Source organism: Pedobacter sp. PACM 27299 (assembly GCF_001412655.1).
GTDB lineage: Bacteria > Bacteroidota > Bacteroidia > Sphingobacteriales > Sphingobacteriaceae > Pedobacter.
On the sequence record NZ_CP012996.1, the window covers coordinates 1,785,348 to 1,801,963 of the forward strand.

The following is a 16,616-nucleotide window of genomic DNA, read 5'->3' on the forward strand; positions in this document are numbered from 1 at the left end:
ATGGTTTTTTTTTACATTTAAATGACTTTATTTAATTATTGTGTTATTTAATTTTCAATTAAGTCCATATATTGTGTTTAATTAACTAAACCTCAAATACTTATTTTAATATCTATGAAGCGATTTCCATTTATTTTTCTTTTTTTAGTATTATCTTTAATTGTTTCTAGTTGTAAAAAAAATACCACAGAAGTTGGTAAGGATGATCCCAAGCTCCTGAGCAACCGAGTAACAAAGGTGTCTAACATCACAGACCCTAATGACCCCAATCTAGATATGAATTGGCAATGGTGGAATTACAATACTCATAAATTGTATTTTTCTCCAACAGGTTCAATCACAAATATTCAGGTTGTTGATGCATTCCTGCCTTTCTATACTCAAGGTAATATTCTAAATACGGGCCCAGAATTAGATATGTATCCCGAAGATGGATGGGTATTGGCTTTTAGAGATTTTGGGACACCAGCAAGACCAATAGATTTTCCATTTTTCGCACTCTATAATAAGTATAGAGGCACATTCAGAGTAATGCTCTATAATGCTCAACAAACCCAGTCCTCTTATCTTAAAGGAGAGTTGAGTTTTGTAAATCCGAGCTATGCGGGGGGACTGATGACATTCAATGCTGAAGGAACTCAAGCCTTTTTGGATTCCTATGATCATTCTGTTAAAGATCATCAGATCACGACTTCAAACCAATTTTCAGATTGGGTAGTGTTTGATTTTAATCTATCGGGCTATGATCCTAATTATTCTCCAAATGCAGCACTAAAACTGCAAATACATCGTATTAATGAAACAAATATCACCTTGAACTCAACGGCATTCACTTTAGAAGAAGCTGTAAAAAAGTCTACTCCAGGAGGACAGGGTTCTGATTTCGCAAACGCTATCAATACAGGGTATACGATCGCAGACCAGGCGACCCAGCTTAAGAAGGTACTACTTGAGAGCCCCGGAGGAAAAGCCACTGGTGGGATTCTTAATAAGATTTTAACTTCCAGTTATGCTGAAGCTGTGCCTATCATCGGACAAGCGTTAGGTGTTATTCGAGCATTTATTGGTGGCACAACGAAGCCAGCCCCACGACAACCATTGAAGTTTCAGGGAACGCTTAATTTTAACGGCCTTGCTACATCAGGAACCACACTTTACAGTAGAACGTTTTCATTGAGTAGCAGTAGTACTGTTCTTTCAGATTATAAGCCAGTGCAGCCAATCACTTGGGGGATATTTAATTTGGGAACAATTCCAAAAATGAATATTTCAGTTGTTGAGGGGTATGGTTCTGATTGTAATTGGTACGTTGATGCTACAATTGATCTATCTAGCCCTACTGAGCTGCTCTCGAACCATGTAGCCAATGGGATGATACTTAAGAAAATAAAGATGGGGATTATAACGGATCCGAATGATGCAAGTAAGCCTATAGGTTTTTTAGAAAATGGTCCTATCCGCACAACGAGACGTTTAAAATATGGTGAGACTGTTCAGAATCTTTTCTATGGTAAAGAACTGGCACTTGCTCTTACTTATGAAATCATTAGTCCTACAAGATACCTGGATAAACAAATTACAATTTATAAAGCGTATTCGTTTCAATTTGAAGATCTGGGGAAAGTCAGAATAGATGATTGTCCCACTGCCGGTCCTGGTGGTATTGAATGGTAAGTTTAATTACCACAAACAAGGGGAAATAAACAATCATAGCCGGGAGAAATTCCGGCCATTTTTTTATATTTTGAAAAAGAACATTCAGGCTAAAAAGGGTTGGAAGATTTATCTTCCAACTTTAACTGGGATGGCGGCTGGCTGAAATTTTAGGCATAAAAAAGGCCCGAATAAAATCCGGGCACTTTTGTTAAAGTATATTTGGTTAGAATATGCGGTTTTGGGTTGTTATTTCTTTATTAGGTATGCTTTGATTATTTAAATATAATGCAAATTATAATTTAATCACAATATAATTTTCAACTTTTTTCATAAAGCAAATGAAAATATCTGATTTTCTTGCTTTGTGGCCTTTTTAAGGAGGATATGAGCGCTGGTTTAATTTTACTTGCAGCAGCTATAATAAGGTGAAACTTGCTTTTTCTGCGTCGACCAGGCGATATAAACTTCCGTTTCATTAGATAAACGGTACTTAAATCCATTCAGTCCGCTGCGTTTTAGTTCATTATAGAAGTCTTTATCGGGCGTATTCGCATCCGCATTCTCATTTTCGGTCACTGCAGGTTCCAGAAAATTCTCTTCATCGAGAAATAATTTCAGCTCCTGCTGCATAAATTCCAGCTGTTTCGTTTGTTTTTTAAGGTCGAGCGTAGAAGCATAATTCTTTAACAGTTCCGTCGCTTTAAAATCCTTCTGGTAAATCTTTGCCCCATCATGAGCTGTGATGCTAAAATTCATGATCATATCGGCAGGTTTCTGCCCTTTTAAGACCACTTTGAAGGTATCCAGTAATAAGGTGTCACTGAAAGCTTTTAAGACCGTATGGCCCTTCAGGTTCTTTTTTAAATCGTCCTCAGAAACTTTTGTCTTATTGCCTTTACAGGCAGCGAAGACGGCAAGAATTAACAATAGGTAGGTAAAATGTTTCTTCATAAGGGGGAATTAATGGTTAAGCGCCCAATATCTTTTTCAGGTCATCAGGAGTATCAATGGCAATCGTTTCAATGTCGGTTACCCGGGTTTGAATCGCATAGCCATTTTCTATCCAACGCAGCTGCTCCAAACTTTCTGCAATTTCCAGGGAAGAAGGAGGGAGTGCGGTAATCTCCTGTAATACACTGGCAGTATAGCCATAAATGCCAATGTGTTTATAGAACAAATGTGCCTGCAACCAGTTTTCTTTTTCTGCATTTCGCAGGTAAGGAATGGTTTGTCGACTAAAATACACCGCTTCTTTGCGGGCATTCAGCACCACCTTTGGCAAGTTATGGTTAAACAGTTCTGTTTCAGTATGAATTTCCTTGATGAGGGTAGCCAGCTGTACGTTCGGGTCTGCAAAGCAGGAAACCAATAAGTCTATCTGTGCCGGATCTATAAAAGGCTCATCACCCTGTATGTTGAGGAGTACCTCAAAACCTGGCAATTGCCTGGCCACTTCAGCACAGCGGTCCGTGCCGCTTTGGTGCTGAGTGCCGGTCATGATGTACTCGCCACCAAAACTTTTCAGTTCTTCGGCGATGCGTTCATCATCTGTGGCCACAACCACGTGGTCGAGCCCCTTTGCTTTAAGTGCCTGCTCATATACCCTACGGATCATGCTTTTCCCTTGAATGTCCACTAAAGGCTTTCCGGGGAAACGTGTAGAAGCAAAGCGGGCTGGAATTACTCCAAGTACCTTCATCTTAAAATAAACCGTTTATTTCTGCATCAATAGACCGGATAATACTGCCAAGATCTTCTGGATTATTCGTGAAATCAAGCTTGTTTTTATCAAGTATCAGTAATTTCCCCATATTGTAATCTTTAATCCAGGTTTCATATTTTTCATTCAGCTTCGATAAATAGTCAATACGAATACTGGCTTCATACTCACGGCCACGACGCTGGATGTTATTCACCAGCGTTGGGACAGATGCACGCAGGTAAACCAGTAAGTCTGGTGGTTTAATAAATGAGGTAATGTTCTCAAATATCGCCCGGTAATTGTGGTGATCTCTGGTGGTCATTAAGCCCATTTCATGAAGATTTTCAGCAAAAATATGCGCATCCTCATAAATGGTTCTATCTTGAATCACATTGCGTTTGTTGTTCTCAATGTCTACAATCTGCTGGAAACGATTGTTTAAAAAGTAAATCTGTAAATTAAAGCTCCATCTTTTCATGTCGCTGTAAAAATCTTCCAGGTATGGATTGTCGTCTACTTCTTCGTATAAAGCTTCCCAGCCATAATGTTTGGCAAGTAATCCTGTTAAGGTGGTTTTACCGGCACCAATATTTCCAACTATAGCTATATGCATATTCTAATAATTTATCTAGCTTCCGTAGCTATATGATCTAATTGTATCGACTAAAAGGATTTGAATCCGATGAGTTCTCTTGCTTCTTTAATGGTTTTTTGTGCGCTTTCTCTGGCTTTTAAAGCACCATGTTTCGCTACCTGACGTAAATAAGATGTGTCTTTAGAAAGTTCTTCAATTTTTTCACGAATCGGTGTATTGAATACGATCATGTCTTCTGCCAGCTGCTTTTTGAAATCACCGTAACGAATCTCACATTTGTTATATAAACCATCGAAATGCGCCATAGTATCTGCCGGAGAAACGATTTTCATCAGGTCAAATAAGTTTTGGATCGCTTCAGGTTTTGGCTGGTTGTCTTCCGTTGGTCCGCCATCTGTTACCGCACGTGAAACCTTTTTACGGATCACCTCCGGACTGTCAGATAGGTAAATACAACTTCCGTCACCAGATGATTTACTCATCTTTCCTTTTCCATCTAATCCTGGAACTTTTACTAAGTTCTCTGAATAGTTGAAAGCAAAAGATTCAGGGAAAAGGTCTGTTTTGTACATTCTATTGAAGCGATTTCCGAAGGTACGGGTCATTTCCAGGTGTTGTTCCTGATCTTTTCCTACTGGAACTTTAGTCGCTTTGTGGATCAGAATATCGGCAGCCATCAAGGTTGGGTAGGTCAATAAACCTGCGTTCACATTGTCAGACTGTGATCTGATTTTATCTTTAAAAGAAGCACTGCGCTCCAATTCGCCCATGTAGGCATTCATATTCAAGTATAAATACAACTCTGCAACTTCAGGAACGTCAGACTGGATATAGATGGTAGTTTCTTCCGGATCAATTCCGCAAGCAAGATATTCTACTAATACATGTTTTACATAACCATGAAGATCGTCAGGAGTTGGATGTGTGGTTAAAGAATGAAGATCGGCAATGAAAAAGTAGCAATTGTAATCATATTGCATCTTCACAAAGTTTTTAACCGCACCAAAATAATTTCCCAGGTGTAATTTTCCTGTAGGACGTATCCCGCTAACTACCGTTTCTTTCATGCAACGAAATTAAGAAAAAACAGGTATTGGGGAGGCGTATAATTTCATTTTTATCTTTTATAAATCGGATGACCGATGAATTTACATTGCAATGAGCATATTAGCGGTCTGCTCTTTAAAAAAATAGTAGTTTTGAATCCATGATCCGCCTCTTAAAACATAGCCATCGCCTCTATTCCATATTTGTTATTTTGTCGCTTTCGGTGGTGTTCTATCCTTTTTATTTCGCTGCGGCACAGTCTCCGAAAGGTTATCTGACACTGAACAAGCTGAGAAAAGTCAATAGTTTCCTCAGCAGCTGGCTCACTGGCATCTTTTTTCGCTTTACTTTTGAACAGCCTTTAGACAAAAATCAGACTTACATTTATTGCGCCAACCATACTTCCAACCTGGATATTATGATTTTTTGTATCCTCGCTCAAGGGAAATTTCATTTTATGGGAAAGGATGCCTTGCTGAAAAATCCAGTATTGAAAATCTTTTTTAAGACGATTGATATCCCGGTAAACCGCGACAGTAAGATTTCTGCTTTCAGAGCTTTTAAAAAAGCGGGAGAGCGATTAGAAGCGGGTTGGAGCCTGATTATCTTTCCAGAAGGTGGGATTGATGGCTTGCATTATCCGCCTGTTCTGCAATCCTTTAAAAACGGACCATTCCGCTTAGCTATAGAGAAAAACCTGGCCATTGTGCCCGTAAGTTTATCCGATGTATGGAAAAAAATGTGGGATGATGGATCAAAATATGGTAGTACGCCGGGAATTTGTGATATTTACATCCACCAGCCGGTAACGACTCATAATTTAACCCTAACAGATGCCGATCAGTTGAAAGAACGCATCTTTAATTTAATAAATAGTAAACTGCTTAACGCATGACCATAGATAAAGAAACTATATATAAAGTAGCCGATCTGGCCAGAATCGCCATAGAAGAGAAAGAAGTAGATAGCCTGATGGGGGATATGAATAAGATCCTTACCTTTATGGAACAGCTCAATGAGTTGGATACCAAAGGTGTAGCGCCATTGGTGTATATGAATGAAGAAGAAAATGTTTGGCGGGAAGATGTAGTGAAACAAGAGATTTCTGTGGTCGATGGATTGAAAAATGCAGCGAAACACAATGAAAACTTCTTTATGGTGCCTAAAATCCTAGAAAAATAAAGCCGGATGTAACATTCCGAGGTACTTTGCCGTCTAAAACAAAAACCCGAATAATTTAGCTACCAATGGAAAAAGCGTTAATCAACATCAAAGATATAGGCCGTAAATACGTGATCGGATCAGAAGTGATCCATGCTTTAAAATCAGTTTCATTGGATATCCAAAAAGGTGAATTTGTAGCATTAATGGGGCCTTCTGGTTCCGGGAAATCTACGCTCATGAATATTTTAGGCTGTTTGGATACCCCAAGCAAAGGTACTTATGTATTGAATGGGATTAACGTCAGTCAGATGACCGAGAATGAACTTGCAGAGGTCCGCAACAAGGAAATCGGCTTTGTATTCCAGACTTTTAACCTGTTGCCTCGCTCTACTTCCCTGGATAATGTGGCTTTGCCATTGATTTATTCAGGTGCAAATAAGAAGGAACGTGATGCAAGAGCACATAAAGCATTGGAAAATGTAGGCCTGGGAAACCGGGTAACGCATAAACCAAATGAGCTTTCCGGTGGTCAGCGACAAAGGGTGGCTGTTGCCAGAGCTTTGATCAATAATCCTTCGATTATTCTTGCCGATGAGCCTACAGGTAATTTAGATACCAAAACATCAGTTGAAATTATGGGCCTGCTGGAAGAGATTCACAGTAAGGGAAATACCATTATTCTCGTTACCCATGAGGAAGATATCGCACAGCATGCCCACCGTATTGTGAGGATGCGCGATGGTTTAATTGAAAATGACTACCTGAATACCGATATCAAAACGGTTTCTCCACGACTAGTGAAATTAGAGGAAAGTGGTGATGACTTCGAAAAAATTGGTTAATTTTCCAATATGAAGATATATACCAAAACCGGTGATAAGGGCTTGACTTCCTTAATTGGTGGAACCCGCGTGCCTAAGTTCCATTTACGCATCGAATGCTATGGAACGGTAGATGAGCTGAACTCTTATATCGGACTCATCATGTGCCAGGATATTGACCCTCATCACCAAAAAGTGCTGAAGGAAATCCAGGATAGATTATTCACAGTAGGCGCGGCACTAGCTGCTGATCCTGAAAAATCGAGGATGAAAATCCCGGATCTCCACGATACCGACATTACTTTACTGGAAGAGGAAATGGACAATATGCACAAAGTATTGCCAGAATTGAAACATTTTGTGCTGCCTGGCGGAACAACTGTAGTTTCCTATTGCCACTTAGCGCGTTGTGTATGCAGACGTGCTGAACGTTTGACTGTACATTTAGCTTCAGAAAGCTTTGTTGACGAAAAAATGACGATATATTTAAACCGTTTAAGCGATTATTTATTTGTTTTGGCACGAAAACTGAATTTAGATGCAAAAGCAACGGAAAACATCTGGATTCCAAGGCTCTAAAAATGGTTGAAAAAAAGTTTGTTTTGCTCAGGTTTTTTAATATACTTTTGCGAAACGAATAGAATAACTTAATTAGGATAGGAAATATGTATTGGACACTAGAACTCGCATCGCATTTGGAAGACGCTCCATGGCCTGCAACAAAAGACGAATTAATTGATTACGGGATAAGATCAGGCGCACCAGTAGAGGTGATTGAAAATTTACAAGCCTTGGAAGATGATGGGGAACCATACGAAACCATCGAAGAAATTTGGCCAGATTATCCTACTAAAGATGACTTCTTCTTCAACGAAGACGAATACTAGTCTTTAACGTTTTTTTACTGTAAAGGTCCTGTAAACTCGGGGCCTTTTTTTGTGCCAGAACCTTTTTGGAATGATGATTGTTTATGTAATGTCATGGATGCGTAAATCATCCGCATTAATTTCATCTAAAAAACACACATCTTAAAATTAAAAGTTATGGGAAATTTACTTTATTTAGTAGCAGTAGTATTAGTGATATTATGGATAATTGGGTTCTTTTTTCAAGGATTTGGTCCGAATGTAGGTGGTTTAATCCACGTTCTTTTAGTGATTGCAGTGATCGCTATCATTTTGAAAATCATTAACAGAGCCGCATAATCCTTCTTATTTCTTTTATATAATTTAGAGGCCTCTGAGATGATCAGAGGCCTTTCTTTATAAAAATAGCCGCGATCTCCAGGTCTTCAGGATAGGTGATCTTGATGTTTTCACGATTGCCTTCAATGACATGGATAGGGTACCCGGAATGTTCTACTACCGAAGCATCATCTGTAAATTCATTTCTGAAAGGCTGCTGGTACGCTTTCCTTAAGAGCTCTACTACAAAGGTTTGCGGGGTTTGGATCATCAGCAGGTTTTCCCTGTTCAATGCCTCCGTCTTTCCTTCGATATTGATGCTGCGCACAGAGTCTGTAGCTTTAACAGCTGCCACTGCATTGCCATTCACTTCTGCAGCATGAAAAGAACGTAAAATAAGGTCGGCAGAGACTAAAGGGCGTACTGCATCATGGATGGCTACGATTCCTTTGCCTTTAATGGCCTTTAAACCGTTTTTAACGGAGTGAAAGCGCTGATCCCCACCCTTGATTACCGAATGCTTAACGGTGAAGCTGTGGCGTCTGCAGAGTTCTTCCCAGTACTGATGCTGGTGGATGTTTAAAACAAGTAATAATTCTGGCTGCAATTCAGTGTTCGCAAAAGCCTCCAGGGTATGCATCAGGATCGGTTTGCCATTCAGCAGCAAAAACTGCTTCGCGATATCGCTCTGCATTCTCGATCCGGAACCTCCTGCGACTATAATTGCGTAATATTTCATGTGTTTGGAAAATTTGCTGCTAAACAAAAATAGGAGATCCAAACCGTAATGGTTCAAAATCTCCTATTTTAATCACTGTATTTTTTATTAGATGATCAACATCGCATCTCCATAACTGTAGAAACGATATTTTTCTTTTAAAGCTACTTCATAAGCATTTCTTACGTAATCGTAACCACCAAAGGCACTTACCATCATCAATAGGGTAGATTCAGGGGTGTGGAAGTTGGTGATCATTGAATTTGCAATGCTGAAATCATAAGGAGGGAAGATGAATTTACTCGTCCAGTCGTTTGCTGGTTTTAACATTCTTCCTGAAGAAACAGCAGATTCAATCGCACGCATAGAAGTAGTTCCTACCGCACAGATTCTTCTTTTTTCTTCAATCGCCTTGTTCACGATGTCCGCATCCTTCTGCTCAATGATGAATTGCTCAGAATCCATTTTGTGTTTCGTTAAGTCTTCCACTTCTACCGATCTGAAAGTACCTAAACCTACGTGTAAAGTTACTTCCGCAAAGTTGATGCCTTTCAATTCCAGACGTTTCATCAACTCTCTGCTGAAGTGTAATCCCGCTGTTGGAGCTGCAACCGCACCTTCATGCTTAGCGAAGATCGTTTGGTAACGCTCTTTATCCTGAGCAGTAGCTTTACGCTTGATGTATTTTGGAAGTGGAGTTTCTCCTAGAATTTCAATGTTTTTTCTGAACTCTTCGTCAGTACCGTCAAATAAGAAACGAATAGTACGTCCGCGGGAAGTGGTATTGTCTACTACTTCAGCAACTAATAAGTCGTCATCACCGAAATATAACTTGTTTCCAACACGAATTTTACGTGCAGGATCTACTAAAACGTCCCATAAACGCAATTCTTTATTCAGTTCGCGTAGTAAAAACACTTCAATCGTTGCACCAGTCTTTTCTTTATTGCCATATAAACGCGCAGGAAAAACTTTAGTGTTATTTAAAATCATGACATCCTGATCGTCAAAATAACTTAAAACATCCTTGAATATTTTATGTTCAATTTTGCCACTATCTTTATGCAAAACCATTAAACGGGCTTCGTCCCTATGCTCTGAAGGATTATTGGCAACTAATGATTCAGGTAGATTAAACTTAAATTGAGATAACTTCATATTTTTTCGATGTGATAATTAAGGGCGCAAATTTACGAAATATAATTTTCTTTTCCACAAATAATCATCATAGTATGTTCTTGAATTGTTAAATCTACCACCAGAGGGAATGTTTTTAAGGGAAGCTGTGTATTTTTTATATTATATAGGATTTCCCTGTAACCTTTTTGGGTACTTTTGGTCTAAACCCTAATTATGATTATTCTCAGACTAATAGGCGAAAGTTTTCGGTTTGCACTAGATGCGCTACGCCAAAATAAAACGCGTACCATGCTTTCCTTATTGGGGATTACCATCGGTATCTTCACCATTATCTTCGTCTTCTCCGCAGTAGATACCCTTAGAGGTAAGTTACAAGCCAGTATCGATAAATTAGGATCCAGTACGGTATTCGTACAAAAATGGCCATGGGGTGGATTCGGCGATTATCCATGGTGGAAATATGTGAACAGACCAGAACCCTCATTGAGAGATTATGAAGGATTGAGAGATCGTCTGGAGTATGTAGAAGGAGTCTCCTATGAGATTTCTGCCAATGCCAGAACGATAAAATATAGAAGTAACTCCGTAGAAGGTGGTTCCATCAGAGCCGCATCGCAGGATTTTAATAAAACATGGAATCTCGATTTTCAAGAGGGAAGGTACTTTACCGAAAATGAAGGTAAATCTGGTGCGCCAGTCGTAATTATTGGTGCCGATATTGCCGATGGACTCTTCAATGGAGATCAGGCCGTAGGGAAAGCAATTTCTGTCATGGGAAGAAGGCTAACCGTAGTTGGCGTATTTAAGAAAGAAGGAGAGGATATGATGGGCATGTCGCAGGATAAAAATGTACTGATGCCCCTCAATTTTGCCAAAGGGATTATGGATGTCGAAAGTGATAGGTATGATCCAACCATTACCGTAAGAGGGAAATCTTATGTGGCACTGGACGAAGTGGAAAGTGAAATCAGAGGTGCCTTAAGAGCAATCCGTAGGACGAAACCAGGTGCAGAAGATGATTTTGCACTGAACAAAAGTACCATAGCATCTAATCAGTTAGATCAGATGTTCGGTGTAGTCGATATCGCTGGCTGGGTAATCGGTGGCTTCTCGATTCTAGTAGGAGGCTTCGGTATCGCTAACATTATGTTCGTCTCCGTTAAAGAAAGAACCAATATTATCGGTATTCAGAAGTCGCTGGGCGCAAAGAATTACTTTATTCTGCTGCAGTTCCTGTTTGAAGCGATCGCATTGTGTTTGCTGGGAGGAGCGTTTGGACTGTTGCTGGTCTATTTGCTGACCGTAGGATTGACCGCAGGCGGTTTTGAAATGACGTTGTTTATGAAGAATATCGTGTTAGGATTTACGATTTCGGTGGTGATTGGGGTGATTTCTGGATTTTGGCCGGCGTATTCGGCGTCGAGATTGGACCCTGTTGAAGCAATTCGCTCCTAAATAGGACTTGTGCGCGCTGCAGTTCAGAAGGACACTCCTCAAAGGCTGAAACCTTTTCCGCTGAAGGGCGGAAAACTTTCTAGGCCTTCTCCGAGGTCACTCCAGAACTGCAGCCATGTTACTTCGAAATATTTACTCGCTCCACTAAATAGCATGATGTATAGGAGACAGCATGAGGCAAGGAGATAGCATGACAGATGAGATGCGATAAGGGTGAGATTCGGGACAGATAGCATCATGTAAACCTGAAAATAGGATACGCTTTGAGGATAGCACTAGATTTAGATCGTGGTTAGCTCTGAAGGCATTCGAAGGTTTGCTCTTCAGCAAAGATTCTGGGATAAAAAGCGGATGGGTATTTTCTGACTTACTTAATTACTCTTTTTATAAATCATAAAAAAAGCCGGTTTCCTACGCAGAAACCGGCTTTTTTATTCAAATGAGTATCTTAGCTTAATTTTTCTAAAGCAGTTTTAATTCTCGATACAGCATCTCTCAATTTATCTTCTGCAGCAGCATAAGAAATTCTGATACAATCTTCGTTACCGAAAGCTTCACCCGTTACTGTGGATACATGAGCTTCATTTAATAGGTAAAGACAAAGGTCTTCTGCATTCGTGATTTTGTAATCGCCAGTGCTGGTACCGAAATAAGCTTTAACTTCTGGGAAGAAGTAAAATGCACCATCAGGAAGGTTTACTTTGAGGTTTGGAATTTCTTTCAATAGCGCATAAACAATGTCTCTACGGCTTCTGAATTCATCAACCATCGCACTTACAGATTCTAAACCACCTTGGTAAGCATGTAAAGCGGCACGTTGTGCGATAGAAGAAGTTCCTGAAGTCACTTGACCTTGCATTTTATCACAGGCATTAGCAATCTCTTTGTTCGCAGCCATATAGCCTACGCGCCATCCAGTCATGGCATAAGATTTTGAGAAACCATTGATTAGGATTACTCTGTCTTTGATCGAGTCAAACTCAGCAATCGAAGCATGTTTTCCTACAAAGTTGATGTGCTCATAGATCTCATCAGAGATGATATAGATATTTGGGTGTTTCTCAAATACAGCAACCAGGTCGGCCAGTTCTTCTTTCGAGTAAACAGATCCTGTTGGATTACATGGAGAAGAGAACATGAACAATTTAGTTTTTGGCGTGATGGCCGCTTCCAATTGTGCACCAGTAATTTTGAAGTTGTTTTCTACGGTAGCATTGATAAATACGGTTTCGCCTTCCGCAAGTTTGATCATTTCTGAGTAAGATACCCAGTAAGGAGTAGGTACAATTACCTCTTCTCCAGGGTTCACCAGACACATGACAGCATTGGCCAAAGATTGTTTTGCGCCAGTAGATACTACGATCTGATCAAAACCGTAGTTTAGTCCATTTTCTCTCAATAACTTATCAGCAATCGCCTTACGTAATTCAGGATAACCTGATACAGGAGTGTAGTAAGAGTAGTTTTCGTCCACAGCGATCTTCGCTGCATCCTTCACAAACTCTGGAGTAAAGAAGTCGGGCTCACCGAAGCTCAGGTTGATTACATCTATTCCTTTTGAGGATAGTTCTCTACCTAACTTTGCCATTTTAATGGTCTGAGACTCTGAAAGGTTATTGATTCTGTTGGATAAAAATGTCATAATATTTTGTGCGCAAGCAAATATAATTTTGTGAGAAGGCAAATATATAAACCTAACGGAATTTTAAACTAAAAAAAATACTTTTTAATGTAATTCGCAGGTTAAAATGTACTTTTGACGGCTAAACTCTGCCAATTGTTACCTCAGAAAAAAGCAATACTCGTTTCTTTATGTATCAGCATCCTGCTGATGCTGGCTAAGTTTGTGGCCTACTTTATTACACATTCGAATGCCATCCTTACGGATGCAGCAGAAAGTATTGTCAATGTGCTGGCGAGTTCTTTTGCTTTTTACAGTATTTATCTCGCCACTTTACCGAAAGATGAAAACCACCCCTATGGGCACGGGAAAGTAGAATTCTTCTCTGCTTTTGTAGAGGGAATCCTAATCGCTATTGCCGGTGTCATCATCGTTTTTAAATCTAGTTATGATTTGGTTTTTCCTAAGGAAATCACTCAGCTATATGAAGGTGCAGCTATTATAGGCCTGACCGGAGTGCTGAATCTGCTGGTAGGGCTTTACCTGATCAACACGGGTAAAAAACACCGTTCTATTACTTTGGAGGCCGACGGTAAGCACCTGATGACCGACGCGATTACCAGTGCGGGGCTGGTGATTGGAATTATTCTGATACAGATTACCCAGATATTTTGGCTGGATAGCGCGATCTCTATTGCACTGGGCTGCTATATTGTTTATAATGGCTATAAGCTCACTAGAAGGTCGGTAGGAGGCTTGATGGATGAGAGTAATGTAGAATTGGTGAAAGATATTGTCGCCATTTTACAGAATAATAGAGAAGAAACCTGGATTGATGTCCATAATTTAAGGGCGCAGCAATATGGTGCCGATCTGCACATCGATTGTCACATTACTTTACCATACTATTTTGACCTGAACCAGGTACATCATGAAATATCTGCCATTGATCAGTTGATCAATGTGAAAGCAGAACATACTACAGAACTTTTTATTCATGCAGACCCTTGTCTACCGGCATGTTGCAATTATTGCAAGATGAGTAATTGTAACGTCAGGAAGGAAGCTTTTCAAAAGGAGATTCCATGGACGGTGGAAAATGCAACAAAAAACCAAAAACATTTCGATCAATGAGTTATTTTAACGTAAGGGTATACGGCCTGCTTATCAATGCCGACAATCAAGTTTTGATTAGTGATGAGCAGTCTGGAGGGAAGATTTTTACTAAATTTCCTGGTGGTGGACTGGAGCTGGGTGAAGGCCTGATCGACGCCCTCAAAAGAGAGTTCATGGAAGAGTGTAACGCGGAGGTGGAAGTACTCGATCATATTTATACCACCGATTTCTATGAGAAATCATCTTTTAACGACAGCCAGATTTTAAGTATTTATTATATGGTAAAAGAGGTACATCCCCTGGAACTAAATTTTAAAACTATCCCATTTGATTTTGATGGAGATAGTCTGCAATCGTTCAGATGGATGGATTTAAAAGACCTTAAAGTAACGGATGTGACTTTCAAAACAGATCAAAAAGTAGTCGAACTACTCCTACATAAAAATATTTAAACATGACTTTAGCAGAGAGAGATCAGAAGGTCATCTGGCACCCTTATACCCAGATGAAGAACGCCTTGCCGCATATACCTATTGTAAGTGGATCAGGTGCGTATCTTTTCGATGAGGATGGAAAGAAATATATTGATGCAGTTTCCAGCTGGTGGGTGAACATTCACGGACATTCACATCCCCATATTGCCAAAAAAGTATCCGAGCAATTGAGTGTATTAGAGCATGCGATTTTCGCAGGATTTACCCATGAACCGGCCGTACTATTGGCGGAAAGGCTTTTGGAAATCCTCCCTGCAGGTCAGGAAAAGGTGTTTTATACCGATAATGGCTCTACGGCTGTAGAAGTGGCCCTTAAAATGTGTCTGCAGTTCTGGTCTAATACTGGAAGTACGGCACGTACTAAGATCATCGCTTTTAAAGATGCCTATCATGGGGATACTTTTGGAGCAATGTCTGTAAGTGGTAGAAGTATTTTTACCGGACCTTTCAGCTCCATGCTCTTTGATGTGGAATTTATTGAGCTTCCTAATGCGGAGAATATCGCGCAGATCAAGTCGAAAATCAATTATCTGAGTAATGAAGTGGCTTGTTTCATCTTTGAACCGATGGTGCTTGGCGCCGGAGGGATGCTGATGTATGAAGCAGAATACCTGGATCAGCTGATAGAAACATGTCAGAAACATGGTATTTTAACAATTGCAGATGAAGTGATGACCGGATTCGGTCGTACAGGTACTTTGTTTGCCTGTGAGTCATTAACGACCACTCCGGATATTTTCTGCCTTTCGAAAGGCCTTACCGGTGGTACCATGCCTTTAGGCGTAACGACTTGTAATGAAAAGGTGTTTGAAGCTTTTATGAGTGAAGATAAACTGAAAACCCTGTACCATGGACATTCCTTTACCGCGAATCCAGTGGCTTGTGCAGCTTCTTTAGCCAGTATGGACATCCTGATGAGTCCGGAGACTTTGCCAAACATTCAAAGAGTACAAGCCAAACATGAAGCTTTTGCCGCGCAGATAAAAGACCATCCTAAGCTTAAAGACGTACGCCAAAAGGGCACTATTCTGGTCATGGAATGGGAAACAGGAACCGATACCTCTTATTTAAGCGGATTGAGAAATCAATTGTATTCCTATTTTCTGGAAAGAGGGATTATTTTAAGACCATTAGGAAATATCATTTACATTTTGCCTCCATATATCATCAGCGATGAGGACCTGGACTATATTTATAAAACCATTACTCAGGCTTTAAACGATATTTAAAAACCTGATTTTTATTGTGATCGTCATCAAATCGGCTTAAACTTCCACAATATGACTGGGTGTGATCGCATAAAAGCGGTCACCTTCCTCTGGTTTTATCCTACTTAAACCGGTAAAAGCGCTAAAAGCAGGTAAAACTGCGTACGATGTTCCAAAATAAAAGCAAGGCAGACTTAACCTTTGTCTTGCTTTTCCATATATGGTGACTCCTGGATGGATGTGTCCGGAAATTGTGTAATATTCATCCTCAGCTTTCGGACGATCATGGATAAATCGGAATGGCCAGCAGGTCAATTCTTTTTCATAAACTTCAATCCCTAAATCCTTGTAATCTTTAGTCAGCAGTCTATCGTGATTTCCTTTGATCAGCAGAAATTTCAGGTCTGTAAATTCAGCTCTCCATTGAGAAAATACGGTGATGTCACTATTGAGCTGGTGGTGAAATAAATCTCCGGTGATCAGTAATGTCTTTGGATGATACTGTTCGGTGAGCCCTTTAAGGCGTGTCAGATCCTGGTCGCCGATGGTAGAAGGAACTTGAATGCCATGTTTTCTAAAATGCGCCGGCTTGCCAATATGGAGGTCACTGATGATCAGCATTTCCTGTGCGGGCCAATAAATAGCCCTTTCTTTGTTTAATATTAATATTTCTCCCCGACAGGTAATTTGCATGG

Annotated in this window: 19 protein-coding genes; 11 read left to right on the plus strand and 8 right to left on the minus strand. The window is 40.0% G+C overall.

The genetic code is table 11. The features are described 5' to 3' along the window. Window positions 1-114: 114 nt before the first annotated feature. Window positions 115-1,674: a hypothetical protein gene (locus tag AQ505_RS07535; RefSeq protein ID WP_062547612.1), complete on the plus strand. Its 1,560-nt coding sequence runs from the start codon at window positions 115-117 to the stop codon at window positions 1,672-1,674. A gap of 384 nt (window positions 1,675-2,058) precedes the next feature. Here AQ505_RS07535 and AQ505_RS07540 read toward each other — a convergent pair whose 3' ends face one another. Genes AQ505_RS07540 through trpS form a run of 4 tightly spaced genes read right to left on the minus strand, consistent with a single transcriptional unit; the run spans window position 2,059 to window position 5,020 of the window. Beyond that, a complete protein-coding gene (locus tag AQ505_RS07540; protein ID WP_062547613.1) occupies window positions 2,059-2,607 on the minus strand; it encodes a hypothetical protein in 549 nt (182 codons plus the stop codon). A gap of 16 nt (window positions 2,608-2,623) precedes the next feature. After that, on the minus strand, window positions 2,624-3,355 hold the full coding sequence (gene kdsB / locus AQ505_RS07545; protein WP_062547614.1) for a 3-deoxy-manno-octulosonate cytidylyltransferase: 732 nt from the start codon (window positions 3,353-3,355) through the stop codon (window positions 2,624-2,626). A 1-nt stretch (window position 3,356) separates the two neighbouring features. Beyond that, window positions 3,357-3,971 (minus strand): deoxynucleoside kinase, encoded by a 615-nt coding sequence (locus AQ505_RS07550; protein ID WP_062547615.1) that lies wholly within the window; start codon window positions 3,969-3,971, stop codon window positions 3,357-3,359. A gap of 50 nt (window positions 3,972-4,021) precedes the next feature. Continuing rightward, a complete protein-coding gene (gene trpS / locus AQ505_RS07555; protein WP_062547616.1) occupies window positions 4,022-5,020 on the minus strand; it encodes a tryptophan--tRNA ligase in 999 nt (332 codons plus the stop codon). A gap of 140 nt (window positions 5,021-5,160) precedes the next feature. On the opposite strand from trpS, the gene AQ505_RS07560 reads away from it, so the two are divergent. From AQ505_RS07560 to AQ505_RS26300, 6 genes are all read left to right on the plus strand, one after another. Then, window positions 5,161-5,895 (plus strand): lysophospholipid acyltransferase family protein, encoded by a 735-nt coding sequence (locus AQ505_RS07560; RefSeq protein WP_062547617.1) that lies wholly within the window; start codon window positions 5,161-5,163, stop codon window positions 5,893-5,895. Further along, window positions 5,892-6,182, plus strand: a complete 291-nt coding sequence (gene gatC, locus AQ505_RS07565; RefSeq protein ID WP_062547618.1) for an Asp-tRNA(Asn)/Glu-tRNA(Gln) amidotransferase subunit GatC — start codon at window positions 5,892-5,894, stop codon at window positions 6,180-6,182. The genes AQ505_RS07560 and gatC overlap by 4 nt, the downstream gene beginning before the upstream one ends. Window positions 6,183-6,247: 65 nt before the next feature. Further along, window positions 6,248-7,006, plus strand: coding sequence for an ABC transporter ATP-binding protein (locus AQ505_RS07570; protein WP_062547619.1), 759 nt, complete (start codon window positions 6,248-6,250; stop codon window positions 7,004-7,006). Between the two features lie 9 nt (window positions 7,007-7,015). Continuing rightward, window positions 7,016-7,564: a cob(I)yrinic acid a,c-diamide adenosyltransferase gene (locus AQ505_RS07575; RefSeq protein ID WP_062547620.1), complete on the plus strand. Its 549-nt coding sequence runs from the start codon at window positions 7,016-7,018 to the stop codon at window positions 7,562-7,564. A gap of 86 nt (window positions 7,565-7,650) precedes the next feature. Next, a complete protein-coding gene (locus AQ505_RS07580; RefSeq protein WP_008240955.1) occupies window positions 7,651-7,872 on the plus strand; it encodes a DUF2795 domain-containing protein in 222 nt (73 codons plus the stop codon). Between the two features lie 156 nt (window positions 7,873-8,028). Beyond that, complete coding sequence (locus AQ505_RS26300) at window positions 8,029-8,190, plus strand: lmo0937 family membrane protein (RefSeq protein ID WP_157262241.1); 162 nt, start codon at window positions 8,029-8,031, stop codon at window positions 8,188-8,190. A 43-nt stretch (window positions 8,191-8,233) separates the two neighbouring features. Here AQ505_RS26300 and AQ505_RS07585 read toward each other — a convergent pair whose 3' ends face one another. Together AQ505_RS07585 and queA are read right to left on the minus strand one after the other, a co-directional pair. Continuing rightward, complete coding sequence (locus tag AQ505_RS07585; RefSeq protein ID WP_062547621.1) at window positions 8,234-8,908, minus strand: 2-C-methyl-D-erythritol 4-phosphate cytidylyltransferase; 675 nt, start codon at window positions 8,906-8,908, stop codon at window positions 8,234-8,236. Window positions 8,909-8,995: 87 nt separating this feature from the next. After that, window positions 8,996-10,045 carry a tRNA preQ1(34) S-adenosylmethionine ribosyltransferase-isomerase QueA gene (gene queA / locus AQ505_RS07590; RefSeq protein WP_062547622.1) on the minus strand — a complete coding sequence of 350 codons (1,050 nt, stop codon included), beginning with the start codon at window positions 10,043-10,045 and terminating at the stop codon, window positions 8,996-8,998. A 195-nt stretch (window positions 10,046-10,240) separates the two neighbouring features. On the opposite strand from queA, the gene AQ505_RS07595 reads away from it, so the two are divergent. Continuing rightward, complete coding sequence (locus AQ505_RS07595) at window positions 10,241-11,482, plus strand: ABC transporter permease (protein ID WP_082461449.1); 1,242 nt, start codon at window positions 10,241-10,243, stop codon at window positions 11,480-11,482. Window positions 11,483-11,930: 448 nt separating this feature from the next. Here the strand turns inward: AQ505_RS07595 and AQ505_RS07600 are convergent, their stop codons facing one another. Next, a complete protein-coding gene (locus tag AQ505_RS07600) occupies window positions 11,931-13,124 on the minus strand; it encodes a pyridoxal phosphate-dependent aminotransferase (protein WP_197286323.1) in 1,194 nt (397 codons plus the stop codon). Window positions 13,125-13,313: 189 nt separating this feature from the next. On the opposite strand from AQ505_RS07600, the gene AQ505_RS07605 reads away from it, so the two are divergent. The 3 genes from AQ505_RS07605 to bioA are packed head-to-tail and all read left to right on the plus strand — an operon-like array spanning window position 13,314 to window position 15,942. Further along, window positions 13,314-14,237: a cation diffusion facilitator family transporter gene (locus tag AQ505_RS07605; RefSeq protein WP_062550920.1), complete on the plus strand. Its 924-nt coding sequence runs from the start codon at window positions 13,314-13,316 to the stop codon at window positions 14,235-14,237. Beyond that, the gene (locus AQ505_RS07610) at window positions 14,234-14,671 is read left to right on the plus strand and encodes an NUDIX domain-containing protein (protein ID WP_062547624.1); all 438 of its coding nucleotides are present in this window, start codon (window positions 14,234-14,236) and stop codon (window positions 14,669-14,671) included. The genes AQ505_RS07605 and AQ505_RS07610 overlap by 4 nt, the downstream gene beginning before the upstream one ends. 2 nt (window positions 14,672-14,673) lie before the next feature. Further along, window positions 14,674-15,942 carry an adenosylmethionine--8-amino-7-oxononanoate transaminase gene (gene bioA, locus AQ505_RS07615; protein WP_062547625.1) on the plus strand — a complete coding sequence of 423 codons (1,269 nt, stop codon included), beginning with the start codon at window positions 14,674-14,676 and terminating at the stop codon, window positions 15,940-15,942. A gap of 36 nt (window positions 15,943-15,978) precedes the next feature. Here the strand turns inward: bioA and pdeM are convergent, their stop codons facing one another. After that, complete coding sequence (gene pdeM / locus AQ505_RS07620) at window positions 15,979-16,614, minus strand: ligase-associated DNA damage response endonuclease PdeM (RefSeq protein ID WP_062547626.1); 636 nt, start codon at window positions 16,612-16,614, stop codon at window positions 15,979-15,981. Between the last annotated feature and the right edge of the window lie 2 nt (window positions 16,615-16,616).